Raw genomic sequence first — 26,519 nt, forward strand, 5'->3', positions numbered from 1 at the left:
CCATGGCGCGGTGGACATCGCCGCCCTGCTTGGCATCACCGCCGCCGCCGAGGATGACCTCGATTCCCGCAAGTCCCACATCGATGGTCTGGACGAGGATCACGACCATGACGACTTCGACAGCTTCGTGGCGGCAGGCGGAGACGTGGCCGACGTGGACGCGCTTGTCACGCGGATGGCGGCGCTGATCGCGGAGCATGACGTGCTGCGAATCAAGGGAATGGTCGCGGTGGCGGGCAAGCCCAGCCGCCTCATCGTCCAGGCGGTAGGCCCGCGCATCCAGCATTTCTACGACCGCGCGTGGCTGCCTGCCGAGCAGCGCCGGACCCAGCTGGTGGTGATCGGCCAGAAGGGACTGGACCGGGCGGCAATCGAACACGGCCTGGCCGACGTGCTTGGGGCCGTGGACGCCTGATGCATCTGCTATCCGCCACTCCGGGCACCATCTCCAACGGCGACGAGGCGATCGACCTCGACCAGTCGCCGGGCGACATCGTGATCCTGACGGTGGCGGACAGCGAACTGGCGTGCTTCGCCAAGGCTGCGGCCGAACTGCGAGACACAGCCGCAAACGCCCCGAGCGTCAGGCTGGCCAATCTGCTACAGCTGAAGCACCCCTATTCGATCGACCTCTACGTCGAAAAGGTGATCGCCCACGCCCGGTTCGTCTGCGTGGTGCTGCTGGGAGGCAAAAGTTACTGGCCCTATGGAATCGACGAGATCGCGCTCGTCGCGCGCGAACGCGGCATCGTGTTTGCCGCTATCGCCGATGGTCGGGAGGACGACCCGGCCCTGGACCGGGCCTGCACCCTGCCCGCCGCCGAAGTCGAGCGGCTGCGCGACTATCTGCGGCAGGGCGGCACCGCCAATGCCCTGTCGTTTCTGCGCACCGCCGCCCGGACGATCGGCGCGGATTGCGGGACGCCGGACGATCCGGTGCCGGTGGCCGACGCGGGGCTTTATATAGCTGGGGTTGATCGGCCCGGTCTTGCGGATCTGCAGGCGCGGTGGCGGCCAGACGCCCCGGTTGCGTTGCTGGTGTTCTATCGCGCGCTGATGATCGCGGGGACGATGGATGCGGTGGACGCAATGGTGGCGGCTCTGGAACAGCGCGGCTTCAATGTCGCCGCCGTTCACGTCCGCGCCTTGCGAGAGCCCTTCGCCATCGACTGGCTGGGCGGCCTGATGGCGCAGGTTGCGCCCGACGTGATCGTCAACGCCACCAGCTTTGCGTCCTCGTCCTCGGGCGAGCCGCGCAATCCGGGCGTCCTGGAAAGGGCCAACTGCCCGATCCTGCAAGTCGCCTTCGCCGGTGTGGAAGAGGCGGACTGGCTTTCCGCCGCACGCGGCCTTGGCCCGCGCGACCTGGCGATGAACGTCGCGCTTCCCGAAGTGGACGGGCGCATCTTCACCCGCGCGGTCGCCTTCAAGGCCGCCGAACGGTTCGACGACGTGACCCAGTGCGGCATCGTCGTCCCGCGTGTCGCGCCGGGGCGGGTCGCCTTCGTGGCCGAGCTCGCGGCGAACTGGGCGGCGCTGCGTCGCACGCCCGCAAGCGAGCGGCGGGTGGCCCTGGTACTGGCGAATTACCCCAACCGCGACGGGCGGATCGGCAACGGTGTGGGGCTGGACACGCCCGCCAGCGCGGCCTCCATTCTTTCTGCGTTGCGCGGTGCAGGATACGATGTCGGCGCGGCACCGGAAGACGGCGCCGGCCTGATGCGGCTAATGACCGGGGGCGTGACCAACGATCTGACATCGCTGGATCGCGGCGGCGAAGTCAGCCTGCGCCTGACCGATTACCGCGAGGCTTTCGCCCGCATTCCACCCACGGCGCAAGCCGCGATGGTAGAGCGTTGGGGCGACCCCGCCGACGATCCCTTCATTCGCGACGGGGCCTTTCGGCTTGCGGTACACCGCTTCGGCAACGTCGCGCTCGCGGTGCAGCCGGCGCGCGGATACAATATCGATCCCAAGGCGACGTATCATGATCCGGCACTCGTCCCGCCGCATGCCTATCTGGCGTTTCACGTCTGGCTTGATCGGCAATTCGGCGCTCAGGCGGTCGTCCATGTGGGCAAGCACGGCAATCTGGAATGGCTGCCCGGAAAGGCTGTCTCGCTATCGGAAGACTGCTTCCCCGAGATTTGCGCCGGGCCGCTGCCGCAGCTCTATCCCTTCATCGTCAACGATCCCGGCGAAGGCACGCAGGCCAAGCGGCGCATCGGCGCGGTGGTGATCGATCACCTGACGCCGCCGCTGACTCGCGCGGAAAGCTATGGCCCGCTCAAGCAGCTGGAAGCGTTGGTAGACGAATATTACCTCGCCGCCGGCATGGACCCGCGCCGGCTGGAGCGGCTGCGGCGCGACATTCTGGATCTGGCGCGCGGACAGGGGCTGGATCAGGACGCCGGCGCGACGGGCGACGACGACGACGCGCTTTCGGCGATCGACAACTACTTGTGCGAGCTGAAGGAACTGCAGATCCGTGATGGACTGCACGTCTTCGGTCATTCGCCGCAGGGCAGGCTGCGGCGGGACCTGCTGGTCGCGCTGGCCCGCACGCCACGCGGATATGACGGACCAGGACAGGGTTCGCTGTTGCGAGCCATGGCGCAGGATTTCGGTTTTGACTTCGACCCACTGGACTGCCGGATGGGTGACCGCTGCCATGGACCCCGGCCCGCTGCACTGGCGGCGGTGTCGGGCGAACCGTGGCGGACGCTGGGCGATACGGTGGAGCGACTGGAACTGCTCGCGGCAGAGTGGGTGGAGGATGCGGCGCCTGCCTCCCATGCCCATCAGCTTGACCGCACTCGAGCGGTCCTGACCGAAATCACCGGAAACCTCGCGCCCGGCGTGGATCGCTGCGGCCATGCCGAAACCGCTGCCCTGCTCGCTGGCCTCGACGGACGCTTCGTGCTGCCCGGTCCCTCGGGCGCACCGACGCGGGGGCGGCCCGATGTGCTGCCGACGGGGCGCAACTTCTACTCTGTCGATACCCGCGCCGTACCAACCGCCGTCGCATGGGACCTGGGCCGCAAGTCGGCGCAGCTGCTGGTCGAGGATTATCTGCAGCGCGAGGGCGAATACCCCAAAGCGATGGCGCTATCGGCCTGGGGCACCGCCAACATGCGCACGGGCGGCGACGACATCGCGCAGGCTCTGGCCCTGATGGGCGTTCGGCCGCGCTGGGAATGGACATCGGGCCGCGTCACCGGGTTCGAGATGATGACCGTCGCCGAACTCGGGCACCCCCGCGTGGACGTGACCTTGCGAGTCTCCGGCTTCTTCCGTGACGCCTTCCCCGAACAGATGGACCTGATCGACAGCGCCGCCCGCGCGGTGATGGCGCTGGACGAGCCGGAGGGGGACAATCCCGCTGCCGAACGTCACCGCGCCGAAACCGCGATGCTGACGGCGCAGGGGCAAAGCGCTGAACTCGCAGCCCGCCGCGCCGGGGCACGGGTGTTCGGATCGAAGCCGGGTGCCTACGGCGCCGGGCTGCAGGCGATGATCGACGAAAAGCTGTGGCATGACCGCGCCGATCTCGCCAACGTCTACCTCGACTGGGGCAGCTATGCCTACGGCGCGGGTGTAGAGGGCGTGGCCGAGCGCGAACTGTTCGCCGCCCGCCTGACGCAGGCCGATGCCGTGGTCCAGAACCAGGACAACCGGGAGCACGACCTGCTCGACAGCGACGATTACTACCAGTTCGAAGGCGGCATCGCCTCTGCGGTGGAGCACCTGAAGGGCCGCCGCGTCGTGTCCTATCACAACGACCATTCGCGCCCGGAACGCCCCGTCGTCCGCACGCTGGAGGACGAGATCGGCCGCATCGTGCGCGCCCGCGTCACCAATCCAAAGTGGATCGCGGGCGTCATGCGCCATGGCTACAAGGGTGCGTTCGAAATCGCTGCCTCGGTCGATTACCTCTTCGCCTTCGCCGCCACGACCCACGCCGTGAAGGACCACCATTTCGACGCCGTCCACGCCGCCTTCATCGAGGATGAGGCCGTGCGCGATTTCATGGCCGAGGCCAACCCGGCAGCCCTTCGCGAAACAGCAGCGCGCCTTGCCGAGGCGCTGGAGCGCGGGCTGTGGAGACCAAGATCGAACAGCGCGGGCGTGATGCTCGCCCAGCTTGCAGGAGCCTGAAGATGGTCGAACGCACCGACGAACGCCATGCCGAGAAGATGAAGAAGAAGCAGGCCGCGCATGACAAGATCATGGCGTCCAAGACCAACGAAAAGGGCCTGCTGATCGTCCACACCGGCAAGGGCAAGGGCAAGACCACCGCTGCCCTCGGCATGGTGGTGCGCGCAATAGGGCACGGCAAGAAAGTGGGCGTGGTGCAGTTCGTCAAAGGCGCGATGACCACCGGCGAGAAGGTGGTTTTCGATGCCTTTCCCGCGCAAGTGGAGTTCAAGCCGATGGGCGAAGGCTTCACCTGGAACACGCAGGACCGACCCCGCGACATCGCCTTGGCGCGCGAGGCGTGGGACGAGGTAAAGCGCATGGTGGCGGACCCGGCCTATGACATGGTGCTGGCGGACGAGCTGAACATCGTCCTGCGCTACGACTATCTGCCGGTGGACGAAGTGGTGGACGTGTTGACCGCGCGGGACGAGATGAAGCACGTCATCGTCACCGGCCGCAACGCTCCCGAAGCGCTGGTCGAAAAGGCCGATCTCGTCACCGAGATGACGCTGGTGAAGCACCCCTTCCGCGAGCAGGGCGTCAAGGCACAGGCGGGCGTCGAATACTGACGATGGAGCGCGACGCCGGCCCCTCCTTTTCCGATACGTTCCGCGGGGAACTGGCCGCGCTGCTCGCGTGGCGCCGGGACGTGCGCCATTTTCGCGCCGATCCGATCGAGGAGGCGGTGGTCGCGCACCTTCTCGCTACCGCGCAACTCGCGCCGTCGGTCGGCAATTCGCAGCCGTGGCGCTTCGTGCGGGTGCGCAGTGAAAGCCTGCGCGGCGATCTGGCCCGCCACGTCGATGCGGAAGTCAGCCGCGCCGGTGAAGCGATGGCCGAGCGCCGCGCGGACTATGCCGCGCTGAAACTGCACGGGCTGGACCATGCGCCCGAAGTAATCGCCGTCTTCTGCGACGACGCGACGAGGATCGGCTCCGGCCTTGGCGCGGCCACGATGCCGCAGACGCGCGAATGGTCTGTCGTTCTGGCGATCCACACGCTGTGGCTGGCGGCCCGCGCGCACGGGCTGGGGCTGGGCTGGGTATCCATCGCCGAGCCGGAATACGTAAAGCAGGTGCTGGAAGTGCCCAACAACTGGCGCTTCATCGCCCTGCTCTGCCTTGGCCGGGAAGCCGAGCCGGACACCGTCCCCGAACTGGAGCGCAAGGGCTGGCAAGACCGCCTGGATTGGAGGGCAAATGTCAGCGAGCGTTGACGCCCGCCGCCATGGCCCGCGCCGCCTTCACATAGGCTGGCCCGCCGCACACCGTCCACGCCTGAGGGATGCCGATCCGAGGTATCCCCGCCAGCACCGGGTGGTGCATCATCGCCGTGCCCTGATCGACCACCCGATCCGTCGCGGTATCGACGATCAGGAAGTCTGGCCGGGCGGCGGCCATCTCCTCAAGGCTCATCTGCGACAGCGCGGGCTTGCCCAGCTTGCCCGCCAGATTGATCACGCCGACGCGGGTCATCAGATCGTCGATCAGCGTGCCCGTCCCGGTCATGTACCCGCGCCGCTGATAATAGGCCGCTACTTTTCCGGCGTGGGATTTGGGCAGACCCGCAAGATCGCGGTTCATGCGCGTGATCAGCGCCTCTCCCCGCTCGGGATGGCCCACGGCCTTCGCCACGTCACGGATGGACTGCAGAATGTCAGGGTAGCTGTCGGGCGACTTGATATCGAGCGCGGGATATTTGCGGGCTTTGAGCACCGCCAGCGCCGGGCTGCGCCGCGCGGGCATGCCGATCACGAGGTCGGGGTTGATCGCCATGATCTCCTCCGCCGAATTCCGGAGCACCGGCAGCCCGCGCGCGGCGGCCGCCGCGTCGGACATGGCGGCGTCCGTGGCGTAGCGGGTCAGCCCGGCGATCTGGTGACGGTCCGCCAGCGCCAGCACAAGCTGGTCGGCGCACAAGTTGAGCGAGACGATACGCTGCGGCACCGGCGTTCGGGCAGGCGGCGCGGCTGCCAGCGTACCCGCCTTCAGACACAGGATGCCCACAAGGCAGGCCGCAGCCGCGCCCAATCCGGCGCGTGCGCCTTTGCCGAAACGAAGATAAGCCGTATGCGCCATTGCCGCGCATCCATAGCAACACGACCCCGGGACACAAGCGTGACGGGTAACCGATCCAATCAGAGGTATTCGTGCCAGAAGACGCTTTTCCACGCGCGCGCCATCCTGCGCTGATCCCCGTGCTGATTGCGGGGATCGTCATCGTGGGCCTTGGTTCCATGAGCCTTGGCCCGGTGTCGCTGGGCCTTGCCCGGATGACGGCGACGCTGACGGGGCACGGCGATCCCATCGCTCAGGCGATCCTGCTGCAACTGCGCCTGCCGCGCACCCTGATCGCCCTGCTGGTCGGCGCGATGCTGGGTCTCGCCGGGGCAGTGCTGCAGGGGTACTTGCGCAATCCGCTGGCGGAGCCGTCCGTCCTGGGCGCATCCAACTCCGCCGCACTCGGGGCCGTGGCGGCGATCTATTTCGGGGTAGCGGAATGGAACGTGGTGATGCTGCCGCTGCTCTCCATTCTGGCGGGCTTGGTCGCGCTGGGCATCCTGTTCGTGCTGGCAGGGCGCGCGGAAAGCCCGCTGACGCTGATCCTTGCAGGCATTGCCGTCTCTACGCTCGCCGGGGCGGGGATCAGCCTGGCGCTGAACCTGTCGGCCAACCCTTTCGCCGCCATGGAAATCATGGCGTGGCTGCTGGGCTCGATCGAGAACCGGACGATGGAGCACGTCTGGCTGGCGCTGCCATGCGTCACCATCGGCGCAGCGCTGCTTCTCTATCACCCCGGCGCGCTGGATGCGCTGTCCCTGGGCGAGGATGGGGCGCGGTCGCTGGGCGTCGACCTGCGCCGGACGCGCCGGCGCCTGCTGCTGGGGGTCGCGATCGGCGTGGGCGGCGCGGTGGCGGTGTCCGGCTCCATCGGGTTCATCGGCCTGATCGTGCCGCACCTCATCCGGCCGCTGACCGATCGCAGCCCTTCGGCGGTTCTGGTCCCGTCGTTGCTGGGCGGGGCGATCCTGCTGACCGGCGCCGACATTCTCGTACGGCTGATCCCCACCTCCAGCGAACTGAAGCTGGGCGTCGTAACGGCATTCCTGGGCGTTCCGGTCTTCCTTGTGCATCTGCTGCGGGAGCGCCGGGTATGGTGACCATCGCAATCGACCACTTGTGCGCCGACCTTGGCCGCCGCGCGGTTCTTACCGGCATCCGCACCACCCTGCGGCCCGGCACCCTGACCGGCGTGATCGGGCCGAACGGCGCGGGCAAGTCCACCCTGATCCGCGCAATGCTTGGCCTGGTGCGCACCAACGGGGGCTCGGTCACGATCGACGGGCGCGATATCGGCTCCATGCACGCCCGCGAACTGGCACGGCTGATCGCCTATCTTCCCCAGGGCCAGACGCTGCACTGGCCGCTCAGCGTGGAACGGCTGGTTGCGCTGGGCCGCCTGCCGCACCTCGCGCCGATGTCGCGCATTTCGGGCGATGACCGTGAAGCCGTGCGTCAGGCGATGGAGCGGGCGGACGTCGGCCACTTGTCCGGGCGCATCGTCACCGAACTGTCGGGCGGCGAGCGAGCACGGGTGATGCTCGCGCGGGCGCTGGCGGTCGGCGCGCGCGGAATCGTCGCGGACGAACCCCTCGCCTCGCTAGACCCCGGCCATCAGATCGATGTGATGGAACTGCTTGCCCGAGAGGCACGAAGCGGCGCGCTGGTCGTGACGGTGCTCCACGATCTCACCATGGCGGCGAGGTACTGCGACCGACTGCTGCTGATCGACAAAGGCATGCTGGTGGCCGAAGGCACGCCGCGCGAGGTGCTCAGCGCCGACCGCTTGCGCACCGTCTACGGCGTGACCGGCCATATCGACATGGGGGGCGACAGTCCCATGGTGGTCCCGCTGCACCGACATCGGCATCGCGACGAGTTCGAGTAGGCGGCGAGCGCGTTTTCCTACATCGGCCGACTCGGGTATCATCGCCTCGGCTCTTTGCATCCGTGGACCAGAATCGCGCCGCCCGCCTATAAAGGACGGCCCCGCCGCGTGTACTTTATGAACTAAAACCCTTGTGATCGGGCCAATCGGTCAACCGGATGGAACGGGCAAAATAATTTCAGGGGCCGGCTTCGGGGGGCGGCGGTTCGTCTGACCCGATCTGCAGGCCCTGCCCGTCAATCCGAAGGTCCAACGGCACACCTTGCACCCGCGTGCTGATGACCGCCTGACCGTTCTCGATCTTGATCCGGCTGTCGTCGCCGACCGGGATATCCTCGATCTCCGGGACATCCAGCGGTTGTACCGGCCCTTCAGGATCGGCAGCTCTGGGCCTTGCAGGCGCAGGCCGCTCGCCCAAGGCGTCACGCATGAAATCACGCCAGATACGCGCTGGAACAGTGCCGCCGGAAACGCCATTCAGAGGGGAATTGTCATCGTTGCCCATCCAAACGCCGACGACGAGATCGCCGGAATAGCCGACAAACAGCGCGTCACGGTTTTCCTGGCTGGTCCCGGTCTTGCCGAAATTGGGACCGCGCAGCACCGCTGCCTGACCCGTCCCGCGGTTGACGGTGGCGCGCAGCATACCCTCGATCGCTTCATGATCGTGCGATGAAAGGCTGCGCTTGCCATCCAGCAGCCAGTCGAACCATCCCCGCTCGGGAGCTGGAAACGCCCTCGGCATCACCGGAAAGCTGTTGGCCGCCACCCCGGCATAGGCCGATGTCAGTTCCAGCAGCGTCATCGTCGCCGTGCCCAGCGCAAGGCTGGGGTCGCCAGCGGGGAGCGGCGATTTGATGCCGAACCGCCGCGCCATGTCGATCACCGCCTCGTCGCCCACCTGATTGAACAGGCGCACCGCCGCGACGTTGCTGGACCGGGCAAACGCATCCTCCAGCGTGATCGTGCGCGAATAGCTGCCACCGGCGTTCTGCGGTCGATAGGATCCGGTTTCGATGGGCGTGTTCGGAATGGTGTCATCCGGCTCCATCCCCGCCTTCAGCGCGGCGAGGTAGACGAAGAGCTTGAAGGTGGACCCCGGTTGCCGCCGCGCCTGCGTCACACGGTTGAACGGGCTGGCAGAATAGTCCCGCCCGCCGACCATGGCGACAACCTCGCCGTTCCGGCGCATCGCCACCAGCGCGACTTGCGTCTTTCCCGCGCCGGCCTGCCGGATCGCCCGGTGCGCCGCCGCCTGCAGTCTGGAATCGAGCGTCGTGCGGTACGTCTGCCCGGCATACCCCGCCGCCTCGATCTGCCGCGCCTGCGGCAATGCCCAATCGGCGAAGTAAGTCCCGGTCGGCAATTCGCTGCGATTGCGCACATCCAGACGGGGCGTGGGAACGGCACGGGCGTGCTGGGCGGTCATGTAGCCAGCATCCACCATTGTCTGGAGGACGACCCGCATCCGCTTCTGCGACAATTCGAAGTTGTTGGTCGGCGCAAGCCGCGATGGCGCTTTCATCAGCCCCGCCAGCAAGGCCGCCTGACCTTCCGTCAGCTTCTCAGGCTGGCGATGAAAGTAGTGCAGGGATGCTGCCCTCAGCCCATAAGTATTGTCGCCGAAATAGGCATTCGAGAGATAGCGCTCAAGGATTTCATCCTTGGTCAGCCACGCTTCCAGCCAGAATGCGATGAGCAATTCCCGTGCCTTGCGGGTCAGGGACCGCTCGGCCGTCAGGAACGTGAATTTCGCCAACTGCTGCGTGATGGTGCTGCCGCCCTGGGTGCTGCCGCCGCTGACATTACTCCACGCCGCCCTCGCTATGCCGCGTGGATCGATGCCCCAGTGCGAATAGAAGCGCCGGTCCTCAATCGCCAGGAAGGCGTGGGGTACATACGCTGGCAACGTGGATATATCGACGGGGGCCGCAGTAATCGCCCCGTTTCGCGCAATCGGCGTGCCATCGGCAGCAAGCAGCGTGATCTCCGGCGGCGCGATGGGCTGCAGCGACTTTGACAGCGGAGCGGTGATGGCCAGATAGCCGACCGTCAGCAACAGGATCACGACTATAGCCGTGAGGAGCATCTTGATCCGCTTCCAGCGCGACCATTTCGGTTTTTCCGGTGGCGGCGTGACCGTCGTCAACACCGCATTGGGCGCTATTGACGCGTGCGGGTCGGCCGGAAAATGTCCTGAAAGCTCCATTGGTTCGCATCGATATACGATTCTCGAACAAAGCGCATCCGAGAACCGCGCCCTGATCGTCAGGGGGCCGATGTCATCTGATCAACGACATGCCCGGCTGCCCTGCGTTCGGTTCACACTCTCTGGAAGGTTGCCTCATCTCGGTCGTGATATGGCATGATCAGCTTCCCATCCGGCGCAGCGGTGAAGGTCGTCTGGGTGGGATAGGGGATGGAGATCCCCTCTTCCGCAAAACGCCGGATTATCGATACCATCAACCGGTCCCGCAATGGGTGCGCGATCGACCAGTCTTTGCCCGGTACGTCCACCAGCAGCGCGAAATCGAGCGAGCTTGCGCCGAATGTCTCGAATCCGGCGCGAGCAGCCTTGCCGCCTGCCGCTTCGACCAGTTCCTTGAGAATATCGGGCACACGGGCCAAGGTTTCCGGCGGGGTTTCATAAGCCACGCCGATGGTGAACGACAGACGGATGTGGTCTCTGCCGCTTACGTTCAGAATTTCCTTATCGAGCAGGCTCTTGTTGGCGATGATGCGCAATTCGCCGGTATAGGCACGAATGCGCGTTGATTTCAGGCCTATCGCTTCGATCGTGCCGGAGCTTGTACCGAAACTGATCTGGTCGCCCTTGCTGAAGGGCCGGTCGAATATGATGGCCAGCGCGGCGAACAAATCGGCGAAGATGCCTTGTGCCGCGAGGCCGATCGCGATGCCACCGACGCCAAGTCCTGCGACGAGACCCGTGACATTCACGCCCAAGTTGTCGAGCAGAACCACTGCCGCCACGGCGAACACCACGACGCTGACCAGCAGGCGGATCAGGCCCATCGCGTTGATGATCGCTTCACCCTGGAAATGCTCGGACGCGGTACGGTGCTCGATCGCGCCGAGGATGAATTCACGCGCCCAGATTGCGCCCTGTACCACGGCAGCCAGCGTGAAGAAGAAGGTGATGAACCTGTCCAGCGCCGGGGGAGTCTGGGCGTATCCATCGACTGCCTGAATGGCCACCATGATGATGAAGTAATTGGTGGTCTTCGAGATGACGCGGCCCAGAATTCGCAGCCAGTCGGCGCGGCCCCTCTCCGGCCTGCACAGCTTCATCCCCAATCGCCGCAACGCGTAGAGCGCGGTGACGATGGTAACGGCGATCACCCCGGCGATGATAATCTGCAACCAGTAGGTCTGGAACCATGCCTGAGTAGAGGTCCAGACCTCTTGTATTTCGCCGGAAATGTCGGGGACGACGCGGCTGGGAGTGGCCGGGCCGTTGGCGGGGGTAGTGCTGCTTACGCTCATCGCGTGATAATCATCCTGCGTTGTCTGGTCAGCGGCGATCCGAAGGCTGCGTTATCATGCCAACCGGTCGATCCGCGACGCCCTGCCGGTCAAGACAGGACGACGGCGCGAAAATTGTTAAGTTTGCTTACCCCCGGATTGTTCCCTGCCGCCGGGCGAGAGCAGTCCGATGCGGGTTTAGTTGATGAAACACATGCACAACGGCCCTGTTCATAGGCCGAAACCCAGGCTTGGCGATGACGATGTGAAAGATCCGTCCCGATCCTAGCAGCATCCGGCGATGTAGGAAAATCGCCCGCCCTCTCCGTTTAGGCCGCCGGACAAAGCAGCCGGAAGTGCGCACCCGGTGTTGCAGGCACCAGTTGCAGGTCACCGCCATAGGCATCGAGCAGCGAGCGGGCGATGGGCAGGCCAAGCCCGGTGCCGCCCTGTGCGCGCTTGCTGGTGAAAAAGGGATCGAACACCCGCTCGCTGTCGCCACTGGGCACGCCGGGACCGTCATCGACAAGGTCGATCCGCACCCATCGTTCATCGCCCTTCACGGTGATGTCCAAGCGCCCCGCCCCCGCCTGCCGCGCGTTCTCAGCGAGGGTCGTCAGCACGGCTTCGAGAGCGCCGCCGTCCATGGAAACGGCGGTCGGCTCGGACGGAAGGTGGAGGGACACGGCGAACCCGTCGCGCGTCATCGCATCGGCCACGGCGGCCAGCGCATCGCCGGGCCGCGCGTTCGCGTCGCGCTCACCGACCATCACGTCCGCTTTCGCCAGCTCCATCAGGCGCCGCACCAGACGCGAAAGGCGCTGCGCATCGGCAGCCATGTTCTTGAGGAACCGCTCCCGATCCGCCGGAGCCATCTCGTCGCCATGGTCCTGCAACAGCTCGATCGCGCCGGAGATCGCGGCGAGCGGTGTCTTGAACTCATGGCTGACCGACGAGGCGAAATCGCGCAGATAACGTGAGCGTTTCTCGATGCTGTCGGCCATCTGCTCGAAATCTGCGAACAGCGCGCGGATTTCGACGACTTGCAGCGAGGGTTGCCGGGCTGCGACCCGGCGCCCCGAAGCGAGTTCGCGCGTCGCCTGGCTCAACCGCTCCACCGGGCGCACGATCGTTCGCGACAGCACCGCCGACAGCCCCAGCAACAGCACAAAGATGATGGCGATGCCAAAGATGATCTTGCCGCGATCCTCGTACAGGCCAAGGAACAGCGCGCGTGGCGATCGCGATACCAGCAGCAGGCCCACCACTTTGCCATCGACGATGATCGGGCGCGCATGGTGGAGCCGGATGTTCGCCGCTCTGCTCAGCCATTCCAGCGCGTGGCGGTTCATGTAGCCTTCGTTGTCGCGCAGCACGGTCATGGCGGTGCCGTTCAACGCCGAGCGGACTTCCGGCAGATTGGCAAGGCTGCGCCCGGCATCGCGTCCGTTCAGCAGGATGCCTTGCCGATCGAGCATCAGGATCGAGGCGAGCGTCGTCACTTTCGTTTCGATGAAAGCGGGCATCATCTGCCGTGCGAGGACCAGCGCCGCCGGATCAGGCTTCGTATCGACAATCCTGCCACGCGGCCGGGGTGGCAGGATCGGGGTGGACCGCAAGTCCACTTCCGTCACCCGGTCGTGATAGCGATCCGGCGGAGACGGATCAGGCTGCATGGAAATGCCGCGCGCCACGATAGAAGCACCAGCCGCCAACGCCGCGCTCTGAGCCACCAGTTCGGCCTCGGTCCGGCGGACCAGGGCATTCTCGTACACCCGCAGGAAGATCGCACCAAACCCCGGCAACGCCGCAACGAACAGCAGTGTGCTCAGCAGGATCGTGCGCAGGCGCAGGACCGGCCAGTGACCACCGATCCATGACTTCGCGCGGTCGACCGTCCTCATGCGGGGATCGGGATCATGACTGAGCCGCAACTCCGCCGCATCCGCCCAGCCGGTAGCCGATGCCGGCGCGCGTCTCTATCACGTCGCTCCCGCCCAGATCGGCGAACTTGCGGCGCAGGTTGCGCACGTGGCTGTCCACTGTGCGATCGGTGAGCGCGAAACCGGGGCCGCGAAACCGGTCGATGATCTGGTCACGCGAGAAGATGCGGGACGGCATCGCCAGCAATGTGCGCAGGATGGTGAATTCGGTCACCGTCAGCGCCACTTCCTGCCCGTCCCACTGCGCCGTCCAGCTCTGCGGGTCCAGCGCCAGCAGGCCATAGCGCATCACCGAGACATTCTCGACCGCGGGCGGGCGCGTGGCCGTGCGGCGCAGGATCGCCATCGAACGGGCCACGACCTCGCGCGGGGAAAACGGCTTCACCACATAGTCGTCGCCGCCCAGTTCGATCCCCAGCACGCGGTCGATCTCGTCATCGCGGGAAGAGAGGAAGAAAATCGGCACGTCGTTGCCCGCGCGCAGGCGGCGGCACACCTCCAGCCCGTCCATGCGCGGCATGTTGATGTCCAGGATCACCAGATCGGGCGATCGCCGCTCCACCTGCGCCAGCGCCTCCTCCCCATCGGCCGCCTCGATCGTCTCCAGCCCCGCTTTGCCGAAAGCGAAGACAAGCAGTTGCCGGATATGGGGATCGTCGTCGACGATCAGGATCGTGCTGGGCATGGGACACAAGATCATTTCCATAAACGCTCCTGTCAACGCGGGCTATGGAAACCATGCACCTCCCCGCGAGCAGAAACGGTGGCGACAGGAATGGAGCGACGGCGGATATTCGGTGCAGATGCAGTGCAGGTTAGAGGCGCAAGACAATCGTTTCGTCGATGTCGGCAACGGTGGCGCACCCGGTCTGGGCCATCGCCAGCTCCAGGTCGGCGCGGAGCAGATGCAGGGCGTGCGCCACGCCGATCATCCCGGCTACGGCAAGCGCGTGGAGTTGCGGGCGCCCGATCAGCACGCCGTTCGCGCCGAGCGCCAGCGCTTTCACCATGTCGGCCCCCTTGCGAAAGCCGCTGTCGCACAGGATCGGCACCCGGCCCGCGACACGCTCCGCGATGGCGGGGAGGACGGACAGGGACGCAGGCATCGAATCCAGCACCCGTCCGCCGTGATTGGAGACGACGATGGCGTCCGCACCATGCTCGATCGCCGCGTCGACATCGTGAACCGACATCAGCCCCTTCAGGATGATCGGCAGTCGCGTGTTGGCGCGCAGCCACGAAAGGTCTTCCCAGCGCGGCGCGGTATCGGTCAGCGGCGTGCCGAACAGAATCGTTGCGTCGCCCGGCATGGCGGTGTGCCCAGGCCGCGCCATGCCGCGCAGGTTCACGGCCTCCACCCCGTCGGGCAGTGGGAACGAGGACAGTTTCATGGCGGCGTCGACAGTGAGCACCAGCGCCCGGTACTCTGCCGCTTCCGCCCGGCGGACAAGGCTGAGCGTCCAGTCGCGCTCCGGCTGGAGATAAAGCTGGAACCACAGCGGCGGCACAGGACGGTCGAACTGCTCGGCCATGGCCTGCGCCTCGGTGGCAATATCCTCCAGCGATACGCTGGACAGAGTGCTGACCGTCATCCCCACGTCCAGCGCGACCGCCGCCCGCACCGTGGCCAGTTCACCATCGGGATGCGCCAGCTTGTGATAGGCAACCGGCGCGAGCATGAAGGGCACCGCGTGACGCTCTCCCAGCAGGTCGATCGCCGTGCCGCCTTGCCGAAGGTCGCGCATGATGCGCGGTATCAGCGCGACGCGATCCAGCGCCGCGCGATTTTCGCGCAAGGTCCAATTGGCGCCGCTCCCGGACTGAACGTGATCCCATGAGGCGGCTGGCAGATGCGCCTGCGCGCGGCGTTCGTAATCGGCAAGGGAGAGCACATCACCGGGAATGGCGGTCAGCGGCGGAAGCGGCGCCGCGCGTGCTGGCGAAGTGTCCGACATGGTCGATGGTCCATCAAAGGTTGGCGGCGAAACTCCTGATCGCCGGGACCACCGTCGTTAGCGACGAGGGATATTTACGCAACCATCAGGCTGCTGCGGTCACCCCAGCAACAGCAAGGCCGCCACGAATAACAACAATGCCGCCGTGCTCATCGCCAAAAGGATGCGCAGCGGGCATTGATGGAGGTTGGCATCGTACCTTTCCATATGCGTCCGTCTCCACGACTTCTCGTTCTGACGACACGAAAGTATTCCGCTTCGGAGTGTTTGACAAGGAACGGATATGTAACTCCAGCTGCGGTTTTGCGCACATTTGGCACTACGTCCTTGACGGCCCGGTCAGCCCGCGCGATCAGCCGTCGCGATGGTTGAAAATGCTTCTACGCACGATGGTGCCGCCGATCGCGACGTTACAGTCGAGGGCGATGCGCCAGAGCCCAAGCGACGCGGCCTTACGCCCGGCACCAAGCGGTTCCTGCTGATCACGGCGATCGTCGTGATCCTGGGCGTCGGCATCTGGTATTTTCGCTACACGACCTACGGCCAGTATTTCGAGGAAACCGACGACGCGCAGATCCGCGCCGATGCGGTCGCCATCGCGCCGAAAGTCAGCGGATACGTGACGCAGGTGATGGTCCGCGACGATCAGGACGTCACCCAAGGGGAAGCGCTGGCGCGGATCGACCCGGGCAACTACGACGCGCAGGTGGCGCAGGCCCGCGCCCAGATCGCGCAGGCAACCGCCGGTGCCGAGAACGCTCGCGCCGCCATTTCCGAACAGCAAGCGGCAATCGCCCAGGCCGACGCACAATTGGCCGCCGCCCGCGCCAAGGCCGCGCACGATGCCGCCGAAGTCGCCCGCTACGTCCCGCTGGTCGCCAGTGGAGCGGAAACCCGCCAGCAGCTTGCCCAGCTGCGGCTCGCGGCAGCCGAATCGGCGCAGCAGGTCCGCCAGCAGCAGGCGGCACTCGAAATGCAGCGCCGCCGGGTTCCGGGCCTACGGGCTCAGGTCCAGCAGGCTCTGGCGCAGGGCGAAGGCGCACAGGCGCAGTTGAAAGCCGCCGGGATAGACTTGTCCGCCACCCGCCTCACCGCCCCGATCGCCGGGCGCATCGGTGACAAGACGGTGCGGCTGGGCCAGTTCGTGCAGGCTGGTACGCGCCTCATGTCAGTAGTGCCGCTGGATAGGCTCTATGTCGTCGCCAACTTCAAGGAAACACAGCTGGCGCTCATGCGTCCCGGTCAGCCCGCCAAGATTTCGGTCGACGCGCTTGACGGCGTGGAAGTGAACGGCCGCGTCGCCAGCGTCTCCCCCGGCACCGGCGCGCAGTTCTCGATCCTTCCTCCTGAAAATGCGACCGGCAACTTCACCAAGATCGTGCAGCGCGTGCCCGTGCGCCTGGCGATCGAGGCCCCGGCCTCGGCTCGCCGCATCCTGGTCCCGGGCCTGTCCGTTAGGGTGACGGTCGATACACGCGGCGCAAAAGGCGAGTTGAAGCGGATTGAGGACGATCAGGAGCGGCTTGAGACGAAGGGCCGCTGACGTGGCAAGCAGCGCGCTTCCTGCGGGCTCCCGCCTGCCAGCGCAGGAACAGAAGGCAGACCTGAGCGCATGGCTGGCGGTCGCGGCCGGAACGCTTGGCGCGCTGATGGCGATGCTCGACATCTCCATCGTCAACTCCGCGCTGCCGACCATCCAAGGCGAGATCGGCGCCACCGGCACCGAAGGCGCGTGGGTCGCCACGTCCTATCTGGTGGCGGAAATCATCATCATCCCGCTGTCCGGCTGGCTGACCAGACTTCTCGGCCTGCGCACGTTCCTGCTCATATCGGTGACCCTGTTCACCGGCTTTTCGATCCTGTGCGGATTCGCGAACTCGCTGGAAGTGATGATCATCGGCCGCGTCGGCCAGGGGATTACCGGCGGGGCGATGATCCCCACCGCGCAGACCATCATCGCCCAGCGCCTGCCGCGAAGCCAGCAATCGATCGGCACCGCCGCCTTCGGCATCGTCGCCATCCTCGGCCCGCTGTTGGGGCCGTTGGTCGGAGGCTGGCTGGCGGAGAACGTCAGCTGGCATTACGCCTTCTTCCTCAACGTCCCGATATCCTTCATCCTCATCCTGTTGCTTGTGGTCGGCCTGCCGCACCAGCCGTCCAAGCTGCATCTGCTCGCCGAAGCGGACTGGATCGGCATCCTCGGCCTCGCGCTCGGCATGGGTGGACTGACCGTGTTTCTGGAGGAAGGATCGCGAGAGGAGTGGTTCGCTTCTTCCCTGATCCGCACGATGGCGGCGATCAGCGCTGGCGGTTTCATGCTGCTGTTCTACGGGCAGGTCACCGCAAAACGACCGGTGATCAAGCTTAGCCTGCTGCTGGACAGGCAATTCGGCTCGGTCGCGATCATGGGCATGGCGCTTGGCGTAGTGTTGTACGGCACATCCTATGCGATCCCCCAGTTTTTGGCCGCGATCGCCAACTACAACGCGTTGCAATCGGGCAAAGTCGTCCTGCTGTCCGGCATACCCAGCATCATGCTGATGCCGTTCGTGCCGATCTTGCTACGCTATCTGGACATCCGCATCGCAGTCGCTTTCGGTATGGGGATCATGGGTTTTTCGGCCTGGCTGGAATCGGGACTGACCATCGGTTCGTCCGGTGTAGACTTTACCGAATCCCAGCTGATGCGCGGGATCGGCCAGATTATGGGCATGTTGTTCCTGAGCCAGGCCGTAGTCCAGTCGGTTCCGCCCGATGACGCGGGCGACGCGTCTGGCCTGTTCAACTCCATGCGCAACCTGGGCGGCAGCTTTGCGCTCGCCGGAATTTCCATCCTGCAGCAGGATCGTGTGTGGCTGCATTCCCGGCGACTTGAGGAGACACTCAACGCCAATTCGCCGCAAGTTCAGGGCTATCTTGCCGGGCTTGGCCAGGCCGTCGGCAACCCTGACGCCGGCATCCGGCTACTGGGGCAGCAAATCCAGGGACAAGCGCTTGTCATGACGTACAACGATATCTTCTTCGCGATGAGCATGGTCACCGTATGCGTGATGCCGCTGGTATTGTTCCTGCGGCCATTGCCCCGCAGCGGCAAGATGGCGGCGATGCACTGATGCGGCGCATATCTATCCTGCTGACCACCTGCGCCATCGCCGCCACGGCGGCTTGCAGTGCGGGCAAGGACTACGCCGGACCGCCGAAGGTGGCGACGGTCGCGGCGGATCGTGGCACTTTCGTGCGGGCTGACGATCCCGCGCTGAACGCCACCCCCGGTGTTGCCCGCTGGTGGGAAACGCTGGGTGATCCGGTTCTTAACCGCATCGTCGATGATGCGCTGGCGCAAAGCCCCGATATCGACGCCGCGCAGGCCCGCATCCGCGAAGCGCAGGCCAAGTTGCAGCAAGGCCGCGCAAACCAGTTGCCCTCTGTTGCGGCAGATGCGTTGTTCGTCCATGCCCGGCTGCCCGGCTCCGGCCTCGGCTCGTCCTCGGATGAAGGCGGAGACGGCGATTCGTCATCCAGTTCGTCGCTTAACTTCTATAACGTGGGCGCCAACGTGTCGTGGGAACCGGACCTCACCGGCGGCAAGCGGCGCAATGTCGAAGCGGCGCAGGATACCGTCGATCAGCGGTTTGCTGATCTGGCCGATGCGCAAGTCTCGCTGAGCGCTCAATTGGCGCAGACGTATGTCAACTTGCGCGACGTGGAAGAGCGCGCCCGGCTGAATGCCCGGTCCAGCGCGTTGCAGCGTCAGGCACTCGATCTGACCCGCCAACGGCTGGAGGCCGGCACCACATCACGCCTGCAGGTGGAGCGGCTACAGTCCGAGCTTTCCTCGACCGATGCGCAGAACGTGCCGTTTGCCGCCCAGATCGCCACGTACCGAAATGCGCTGGCGGTGCTGACCGGCCGAACGCCAGGCGAACTCGATCCCCTGCTGTCTAACCCGACCCCCGTGCCGCTGCCTCCGGCATCCGTACCGATCGGCGATCCGGCGACCCTGATCGCGCATCGCCCCGACGTGCGCTCTGCCGAAAGAGCACTGGCCGCCAGCACCGCGAACATCGGTGTGCGCAAGGCGCAGGCGATGCCGGGCATCAAGTTTTCCGGTATCCTTGGCCTTGGCGGCACAAAGCCGGGCGATGTCTTCGATCCGGGCAGTCTGGCCGCCCTGCTGATCCCGCAGTTGAGCTGGCCCATCCTCGACTTCGGCCGGAGCAAGGGGGCGATCCGCGAGGCCGAGGCGCAGCGCGACGGGGCGGAAGCGCAGTACCGCCGCGCCGTGCTGGCCGCCTTGCAGGATGCCGAGGACAGCCTCGCCCGCTTCGGCGCCACGCGCCGACAGTTGGCGCAGTTCGGCGGCGCGCTGGCCAGCGCAGAGCGTGCGTCGACTCTCAATCGCCAGCGTTTCCAGGCAGGCACGTCAACGCTGATCGACCAGCTGGATATCGAACGGCAGCAACTTTCCGCTACCAGCGCCGTCGCGCAGACGCGCGCGCAGCTGACGATCGATTACATCGCCGTGCAAAAGGCGCTTGGCCTTGGCTGGAGCGAGCCGACCAGCCAACAGCCTTGAGCCGGGAGCGGCCCCGCGTCTTCTTCGACGGCGGGTGCAGGCCTAATCCCGGGCCGATCGAGGTCGCAGTCGTCATTCGCGGGGTTGTGCATCTGACCGATGATCTCGGTGCCGGAAGCAACGAGGACGCCGAATGGCTGGCCTTGATCCGCGCGGTGGAGCTTTGCGCGAAACTCGATGTGCGGGATGCCGTTCTGCTGGGCGACGCGCGGCAGATCGTCACGCAAGCCGATGCCGCCCTTCGATCGGGCATTGCCGACAGCGATCACGCCAAAGCCTTCCTCACCGCGTGCCAGCAGATGCGCCCCGCGAGGGTCCGCTGGATCAAGCGCGCTCAGAACCTGGCCGGGATCGCCCTCGCGGCGCGTCATCCGCGTTAAAGGCGGGGGCAATCCGGGGGCGAACGCTCGTTTCCGTGCAGGCGCCTCTTGCAACCCTTTGCATTCTGCGCTTCAAATCCGGCCATGACTATGTCGGCAAAGGAAAATTTGCGGCTGATGGATCTGCCATCGCCCGGCCTTGCCGAATGCAGGAGAGATGTTTTGATCAAAAACCGGCTTATGGCCGCTGCCGCCCCCCTCGTCCTGAGCGCGGGCCTGCTTGGAGGATTCCCCGTGATCGCGACCGCCAAGGACAAGCCGGCCGCTGCCGTCAAAGGCACGTACACCGGGCCTTTCGCCCAGCCCAGCACCCTGCCCCTGGAAGCTCCGAACTTCCCCGCGTACACCGATAACGACTGGCAGCCCGCGATCGAGGCCGGCATCGCCGCCAAACGCGCGGAAATAAAGGCGATCGCCAACAGCAAGGCCGCCCCCACGTTCGAGAACACGATCGTCGCCATGGAACGCGCCGGATCGCTGTTCAATCGTGCCTATGCGGTCTTTGGCCAGCTGACGTCCGCCAACACCAGCGACAAGCTGGACGCTGTCGACACGGCCCTCAGCCCCCAGATCTCTGCACTCAACGATGACATCTACCTTGACGAAAAGCTGTTCGCGCGGGTGAAGGCAGTGCACGACAGCGCAGCGGGCAAGGCGCTGACCGGCGAGGACGCGATGCTGCTGTCGACGACGTATGACAGCTTCGTCCATCGCGGCGCGATGCTTTCGCCGGCGCAGAAGACCGAACTGAAAGCGATGAACACTGAGATCGCCAAGCTGGAAACGGCGTTCTCGCAAAAGCTGACGACCGCCACGGCGGCCAAGGCTCCGATCTTCGATACCAAGGCCGAACTGGCTGGCATGTCCGATGCGGATATCGCCGCCGCTGCCAAGCTCGCCACCGAGAAGGGTCACGCGGGCAAGTACATGCTCGCGCTGGGCAACACCACGCAGCAGGCCGCGCTCACCAGCCTCGACAACCGCGCCAGCCGCAAGAAGCTGTGGGACGCCAGCATCAACCGCACGTCAGGCGGCGATCAATACGATACCACCGCCATGGTCACGCAGATGGCCACCTTGCGCGCGAAAAAGGCCAAGCTGCTCGGCGCGTCGGACTTCGCGACGTACCAGATGTACGACCGCATGGTGAAGACCCCGGCACAGGCGATGGAGTTCATGAAGGGCTTCGTCCCCGCCCTGCGCGCCACGCAGGACCGGGAAGCGGGCATGCTGGAAGCGGCCGCGAAGTCCGCCGGCCAGAACATCAAGCTGGAGCCATGGGACTGGTCGTACTACGCCGAGAAGGTCCGCAAGGCGAAGTACGATCTGGATGAAAACCAGATCAAACCCTACTTCGAGGTATGGCGCACGCTTGAAGACGGTGTGTTCTTCGCCGCCACCAAGACATACGGCATCACGTTCAAGCGCCGCACCGATCTGCCCGTCTATCACCCTACCATGCGTGCCTACGAAGTGATGGACGCCGATGGCAGCCAACTGGCGATCTTCTACTTCGATCCCTATTCCCGCTCCAACAAGAAGGGCGGCGCATGGATGAACAACTTCGTCGAGCAGTCCGCGCTGCTTGGCCAAAAGCCGGTAATCAGCAACACGCTGAACATTACGCCGCCCGCCGAAGGTCAGCCAGCGCTGGCAAGCTACGACGACGTAGAGACGATGTTCCATGAATTCGGCCATGCCCTTCATGGCATGTTCGCCAACCAGAAGTACCCTTCACTCTCCGGGACCAATACGGCGCGAGACTTCGTTGAATTCCCCAGCCAGTTCAACGAGAACTTTGCGACTTTGCCGGAAGTGCTGAACAACTACGCCAAGCACTACCAGACAGGCGCGACGATACCTGCGGCTCTTGTCGCCAAGATCAAGGCCGCCCGCACGTTCAACCAGGGGCTTGGCCTTGGCGAAACGCTGTCGGCCGCGATGCTGGACATCAACTGGCACCAGTTGACGCCGGAACAGGCCGCTCAGCCCCCGATGGCGTTCGAAGCGAAGGCACTGGCAGCGACGGGTCTTGCGACCAACCTGATCCCGCCACGCTACAAGACCCCGTACTTCCGTCACATCTGGGACAACGGCTATGCGGCCGGATATTATTCGTACATCTGGACGGAAATGCTGGCGCACGACGGGTGGGACTGGGTTGAAAAGCACGGCGGCATGACGCGCGCCAACGGCGATCGCATCCGCAAATCGTTCCTGGGCCAGGGCCATACCAAGGACTTCGCCGTCCTTTTCCGCGACTTCACGGGGCACGACCCGGAAGTGCAGCCGATGCTGGAAGCACGCGGACTTACTACCGCCAAGTAGCGCTGCCTATGGCCTGTCGCACAATGGGGCGGCAGGCCATCCCCTACATGCCGTTATGGACAGCCCCTACCTTGTACTGGGGATCTGTGGTACAAGGGAACAAAGATAAGGAGATGGAAATGACCGTAGGCATTGAACAGCGCAAGCTGCACTACGACCTGAAGAATGTAGGCCTTCGCGCCCAGGCGACCGCTGCAGGGCTGGTTCAACTCTGCAAGGAACTGCAAAGCGTGGGCGTGCTGGAAGAAGCCGCCGTATCGCGCATCAAGGAAGCGATCGCGGATGAAATCGCGCTGACCGCACCGCGCGCCATCCTGCGTCAGGAATACCGCCGCGACGTGTGCGCTCGCCTGAATTCGATCTTTGCCGGTGAACAGAAGCTTGGTGAAGCGGAAGGCTTCGCCTTTGAGGAAGAGGAATGCGCGCAGCAGGCTTAGGCGGCCTTTTCGCGCTACCCCCGAAGGCCCGGGGATGGTAGACTGCACGGGTGAGCAACGCCATTCCCCATCTCTATCAGGTCGGCATCGATTCTGAGGACATTGACTTCATGGGTCATGTCAACAACGCCAGCTATCTGAAATGGGTGCAGGCCGCCGTGCTGGATCACTGGCGCGCGCTGGCGCCGACGGAGGCCGTCGCCCAGCACCTGTGGGTCGCCCTCAAGCACGAAATCACGTACCGGCGGCCGGCGTTCATCGATGACGACGTGATCGCGACGGTACTGCTGGAAAAGGTGCAGGGCGCGCGCGCTTTTTATGAAACCGTGATCCGGCGGGGCGAGGAAGTGCTTGCCGAAGTCAAATCGAGCTGGTGCTGCCTGGACGCGGACACGATGCGCCCGGCCCGGCTCGCCCGCGACATTATCCAGCGCTTCTTCGTGGCGGATTCCAGCGGTGAGGCGGTCGCGCGCTGACCGGTATCGGCCCGGTCAGAACATCGCACGCACGCCCATCACCATCGATACACCAGACACGCCATCATCCCGGCGGCGCGCGATGGTGGCCGTCTGGCCCAGCTTGCGCTCCCAGTGAACGCCGAGGTACGGCGCAAAAGAGCGGTTGCGGTCGTAGCGCAAGCGCGCGCCCAGTTCGATACGCTCGAACCCCGCGCCGACGTTCAGGTCCGCCACGTCCTGAAACGCAAAATCGAACTCCGTCTCAGGCTCTATCACCAGTGATTGCGTGATGCGCTGCTGGTACGATGCGGTGCCCCGCGCGTGAATATCACCGCGGTTCGATACCAGGATCTGTCCGCCAACCTCGAACCAGTATGGCGCGAGGCCCTGGATTCCGATCAACGCGTACGTGCGCTGCGGGTCGGGGCGGAAATCATGCCGCACGCCAAGCTGCAGATTGAACCAGGGATCCAGCGCGTGGCGCCAATACCCGGCCAACTCGATACGTTCAGCGCGCTCGCCGAAACTACCTTCGCCCTCGCTGGCCAGAACGACCCGATCAAGATCGCCGCCATACCACGCCTCACCCTCCCAGCCGAAGCCGTCCCTGCCTTTCGCCGCCCTGTATTCCAGCCGATCGACCTGAAGCGCGAACGTTGAAAAGCGCATTTCGTCGAACATGGTCTTGCGCGCGGCGTCCATTCGCGCCGTGCTGAAGACGCGGTCGGCGGCAGCATCGGCAGGCACGGGCGGTGGCGGCGCATCACCGGGCCGGTCGGACAACGTCGCCTGGGCCATGTTGTGCCCGGCGTGCGGATCGGGGGCGGCGTTATCGGGCTGCTCCGGCATCGGCATGGGTTCCATGCCATGGTCCGAATGGTCCATCTGCGAATGGTCCATCTGGCTCATGTCCTGAGCCTTCGCCGCCAGTGGAGCCAGCGCCACCAACAGCGGCAGCGCTGCCAACGTTCGTCGCGCCATCATCCGTGCTCCGCGTGGGTGGAGACATCGTCGCGTCGAACTGTTACCACCCGCATCATGCCTGCGTGCATGTGCAGCAGCATGTGGCAGTGGAACGCCCAGTCTCCTTCGGCATCGGCGGTCAGGTCGAAAGAGACTTTGCCGCCCGGCAGCACGTTGACCGTATGCTTGCGCGCGCGATGCCCCGGTTCGCCGCTGACCAGTTCGAAGAAATGGCCGTGGAGGTGAATCGGGTGCGGCATCATCGTGTCGTTGATCAGGTTCACGCGCACGCGCTCGCCAAGACGGAAGGGGATCGGCGCTGCCCCTTCGGACATCGCGACCCCGTCCATGGACCACATGTAGCGTTCCATGTTGGCGGTCAGGTGCACGTCTACCTGCCGGCTGGGCACGCAGGTATCCGGATTGGGATCAGCTGCGCGAAGCTGGGCATACGTCAGGACCCGGTGGTCGACCGCTTCCAGCCCCGTCGGCGGATCGGCCAGCCGGTCCACCGGCATCGGCGACAGCATCGCCACGCCCGGGCCCATCGGCACATTCGGCGCAACGGATGGGTCACGCATCGCCATCGAGTGTCCCGCCCCGTCGCCATGGTCCGTGCCTGACATATCCATGCCCATGTCCCGCATGGTCAGCACGGGCCGGGAGCGAAGGGGCGGGATCGGTGCCGCCATGCCCGGCCGCTGCCCCAGGGTGGCGCGTACCAGGCCTGAACGGTCGATCGCTTCGGCAACGATGGCGTAGCTTTCCTGATCCCCCGGCTCGACGATGAAATCGTACGTCTCGGCAATCGCGATCTGGACTTCATCGGTTTCGACCGGCTGTACGGTGTTGCCGTCCGCCGCGACGACGTTCAGCGGCAGGCCGGGGATGCGGAAATTGAAGTTCGTCATCGCCGATGCGTTGATCACGCGCAGCCGCACCCGCTCACCCGGCGTGAAAAGCCCGGTCCAGTTTTCAGGTGTGCCATGGCCGTTGATGAGGAAGCTGTACGTCGATCCCGTCACGTCCGAGATGTCCGTCGCATCCATACGCATGCGGCCCCATTCCAGCCGCTCGGACAGGGACTGGTCCTTCCCTGCAAGCAGCCCGGCAAGCGTCTGTTTCTGCCGGTTGAAATAGCCGCTGGCCATCTTCAGCCGCCGCAACTGTTCATGCGGATGGATCGGGCTCCAGTCGCTGAGGACCAGCACATGCTCGCGCGGACACGCCAGCGGATCCGGGCCGGCGGGATCGATGATGATCGGTCCGTACAGGCCCACCCCCTCCTGCATGTTGGAGTGCGAATGGTACCAGTACGTGCCCGACTGGATGACCGGGAATTCGTACGTGAACGTCTCCCCCGGATCGATCCCGGGAAAGCTGATGCCCGGCACCCCGTCCATCTGGAACGGGACCAGGAGGCCGTGCCAGTGGATCGAGCTTTGCTCACGCAACCGGTTGGTGACGGCGATGCGGGCAGTCTGCCCTTCGCGCAGTCTTATCAGGGGAGCCGGCAGAGTGCCGTTTACGGTCACCGCATGGGCGGAACGACCGCCAGTGCGGAAATGACTGTCGGCGATCTGCAGCGCAATCGCGTCGCCGGACAGGGTCTGTGACGGCATGGAAGTATGGGCGGTGCCCGAAGTGCCGCTGCGCGCCCAAGCGGGAAAAAGCCCACTGCTGCCCATGCCCGCCGCCAGCGCTCCACCCCACGCCAGAACCCTGCGACGAGAGTGCAGAAGCGAGCGTTGGTGGGAAGGCGGGATCGTCATGCGGGCGCTATATACGCATCGAATATCGAACGCCAAAGGATCGACGAAAGACTTTCAGACGGCATACTCAATTTTG

Annotated in this window: 21 protein-coding genes (1 of these 21 only partly in view); 13 read left to right on the top strand and 8 right to left on the bottom strand. The window is 65.2% G+C overall.

Annotation, left to right across the window (positions count from 1 at the left end; translation table 11 throughout):
* The 4 genes in view from cobW to bluB are tightly spaced (at most 2 nt apart) and all read left to right on the top strand, a layout consistent with a single transcriptional unit that may run on beyond the window.
* A protein-coding gene (cobW, locus tag ACZ1JM_RS03690; protein ID WP_465131779.1) for a cobalamin biosynthesis protein CobW crosses the window boundary here: on the top strand, window positions 1-415 show its 3' portion. 635 nt of this gene lie to the left of the window's left edge; the window shows 415 of its 1,050 coding nt (coding positions 636-1,050); its start codon lies off the left edge, out of view; the stop codon is at window positions 413-415.
* Entirely contained in the window at window positions 415-4,158 is a 3,744-nt protein-coding gene (cobN, locus tag ACZ1JM_RS03695) for a cobaltochelatase subunit CobN (protein WP_465131780.1), read from the top strand. Before cobW ends, cobN begins: the two co-directional genes overlap by 1 nt.
* Window positions 4,159-4,160: 2 nt before the next feature.
* Window positions 4,161-4,769: a cob(I)yrinic acid a,c-diamide adenosyltransferase gene (cobO, locus tag ACZ1JM_RS03700; protein WP_465131781.1), complete on the top strand. Its 609-nt coding sequence runs from the start codon at window positions 4,161-4,163 to the stop codon at window positions 4,767-4,769.
* 2 nt (window positions 4,770-4,771) lie between these two features.
* A complete protein-coding gene (bluB, locus tag ACZ1JM_RS03705) occupies window positions 4,772-5,416 on the top strand; it encodes a 5,6-dimethylbenzimidazole synthase (RefSeq protein ID WP_465131782.1) in 645 nt (214 codons plus the stop codon).
* On the opposite strand, the gene ACZ1JM_RS03710 is transcribed toward bluB, so the two are convergent.
* Window positions 5,403-6,278, bottom strand: a complete 876-nt coding sequence (locus ACZ1JM_RS03710; RefSeq protein ID WP_465131783.1) for an ABC transporter substrate-binding protein — start codon at window positions 6,276-6,278, stop codon at window positions 5,403-5,405. The two genes, bluB and ACZ1JM_RS03710, sit on opposite strands and share 14 nt — an antisense overlap.
* Window positions 6,279-6,349: 71 nt before the next feature.
* Here ACZ1JM_RS03710 and ACZ1JM_RS03715 point away from each other — a divergent pair, with 71 nt between their 5' ends.
* Window positions 6,350-7,360 (top strand): FecCD family ABC transporter permease, encoded by a 1,011-nt coding sequence (locus tag ACZ1JM_RS03715; RefSeq protein ID WP_465131784.1) that lies wholly within the window; start codon window positions 6,350-6,352, stop codon window positions 7,358-7,360.
* Complete coding sequence (locus ACZ1JM_RS03720; protein ID WP_465131785.1) at window positions 7,354-8,148, top strand: ABC transporter ATP-binding protein; 795 nt, start codon at window positions 7,354-7,356, stop codon at window positions 8,146-8,148. Before ACZ1JM_RS03715 ends, ACZ1JM_RS03720 begins: the two co-directional genes overlap by 7 nt.
* A gap of 178 nt (window positions 8,149-8,326) precedes the next feature.
* Here the strand turns inward: ACZ1JM_RS03720 and ACZ1JM_RS03725 are convergent, their stop codons facing one another.
* The 5 genes from ACZ1JM_RS03725 to ACZ1JM_RS03745 form a co-directional block, all read right to left on the bottom strand.
* Window positions 8,327-10,357, bottom strand: coding sequence for a transglycosylase domain-containing protein (locus ACZ1JM_RS03725; protein ID WP_465131786.1), 2,031 nt, complete (start codon window positions 10,355-10,357; stop codon window positions 8,327-8,329).
* 113 nt (window positions 10,358-10,470) lie between these two features.
* A complete protein-coding gene (locus ACZ1JM_RS03730; protein ID WP_465131787.1) occupies window positions 10,471-11,652 on the bottom strand; it encodes a mechanosensitive ion channel family protein in 1,182 nt (393 codons plus the stop codon).
* Between the two features lie 308 nt (window positions 11,653-11,960).
* Window positions 11,961-13,535, bottom strand: a complete 1,575-nt coding sequence (locus ACZ1JM_RS03735; protein ID WP_465131788.1) for a sensor histidine kinase — start codon at window positions 13,533-13,535, stop codon at window positions 11,961-11,963.
* Between the two features lie 13 nt (window positions 13,536-13,548).
* A complete protein-coding gene (locus ACZ1JM_RS03740) occupies window positions 13,549-14,259 on the bottom strand; it encodes a response regulator transcription factor (RefSeq protein ID WP_465131789.1) in 711 nt (236 codons plus the stop codon).
* Window positions 14,260-14,389: 130 nt separating this feature from the next.
* Window positions 14,390-15,529: an alpha-hydroxy acid oxidase gene (locus ACZ1JM_RS03745; RefSeq protein ID WP_465131790.1), complete on the bottom strand. Its 1,140-nt coding sequence runs from the start codon at window positions 15,527-15,529 to the stop codon at window positions 14,390-14,392.
* A 364-nt stretch (window positions 15,530-15,893) separates the two neighbouring features.
* On the opposite strand from ACZ1JM_RS03745, the gene ACZ1JM_RS03750 reads away from it, so the two are divergent.
* The 7 genes from ACZ1JM_RS03750 to ACZ1JM_RS03780 all read left to right on the top strand — a co-directional run bounded on the left by ACZ1JM_RS03750 (window position 15,894) and on the right by ACZ1JM_RS03780 (window position 23,726).
* On the top strand, window positions 15,894-17,072 hold the full coding sequence (locus ACZ1JM_RS03750; RefSeq protein WP_465131791.1) for an HlyD family secretion protein: 1,179 nt from the start codon (window positions 15,894-15,896) through the stop codon (window positions 17,070-17,072).
* A gap of 1 nt (window position 17,073) precedes the next feature.
* Window positions 17,074-18,642 carry an MDR family MFS transporter gene (locus ACZ1JM_RS03755; protein ID WP_465131792.1) on the top strand — a complete coding sequence of 523 codons (1,569 nt, stop codon included), beginning with the start codon at window positions 17,074-17,076 and terminating at the stop codon, window positions 18,640-18,642.
* Window positions 18,642-20,105, top strand: a complete 1,464-nt coding sequence (locus ACZ1JM_RS03760) for an efflux transporter outer membrane subunit (protein ID WP_465131793.1) — start codon at window positions 18,642-18,644, stop codon at window positions 20,103-20,105. Before ACZ1JM_RS03755 ends, ACZ1JM_RS03760 begins: the two co-directional genes overlap by 1 nt.
* Window positions 20,102-20,485 (top strand): reverse transcriptase-like protein, encoded by a 384-nt coding sequence (locus ACZ1JM_RS03765; protein ID WP_465131794.1) that lies wholly within the window; start codon window positions 20,102-20,104, stop codon window positions 20,483-20,485. The genes ACZ1JM_RS03760 and ACZ1JM_RS03765 overlap by 4 nt, the downstream gene beginning before the upstream one ends.
* A gap of 180 nt (window positions 20,486-20,665) precedes the next feature.
* A complete protein-coding gene (locus tag ACZ1JM_RS03770) occupies window positions 20,666-22,813 on the top strand; it encodes a M3 family metallopeptidase (RefSeq protein WP_465131795.1) in 2,148 nt (715 codons plus the stop codon).
* A 119-nt stretch (window positions 22,814-22,932) separates the two neighbouring features.
* Window positions 22,933-23,250 carry a hypothetical protein gene (locus ACZ1JM_RS03775; protein ID WP_465131796.1) on the top strand — a complete coding sequence of 106 codons (318 nt, stop codon included), beginning with the start codon at window positions 22,933-22,935 and terminating at the stop codon, window positions 23,248-23,250.
* A 50-nt stretch (window positions 23,251-23,300) separates the two neighbouring features.
* Complete coding sequence (locus tag ACZ1JM_RS03780; RefSeq protein ID WP_465131797.1) at window positions 23,301-23,726, top strand: acyl-CoA thioesterase; 426 nt, start codon at window positions 23,301-23,303, stop codon at window positions 23,724-23,726.
* A 15-nt stretch (window positions 23,727-23,741) separates the two neighbouring features.
* On the opposite strand, the gene ACZ1JM_RS03785 is transcribed toward ACZ1JM_RS03780, so the two are convergent.
* Window positions 23,742-24,692, bottom strand: a complete 951-nt coding sequence (locus tag ACZ1JM_RS03785; protein ID WP_465131798.1) for a copper resistance protein B — start codon at window positions 24,690-24,692, stop codon at window positions 23,742-23,744.
* Window positions 24,689-26,443 carry a copper resistance system multicopper oxidase gene (locus ACZ1JM_RS03790; protein WP_465131799.1) on the bottom strand — a complete coding sequence of 585 codons (1,755 nt, stop codon included), beginning with the start codon at window positions 26,441-26,443 and terminating at the stop codon, window positions 24,689-24,691. Before ACZ1JM_RS03790 ends, ACZ1JM_RS03785 begins: the two co-directional genes overlap by 4 nt.
* Window positions 26,444-26,519 lie beyond the last annotated feature (76 nt).

It is taken from the genome of Novosphingobium sp. BL-S-24 (assembly GCF_055521575.1).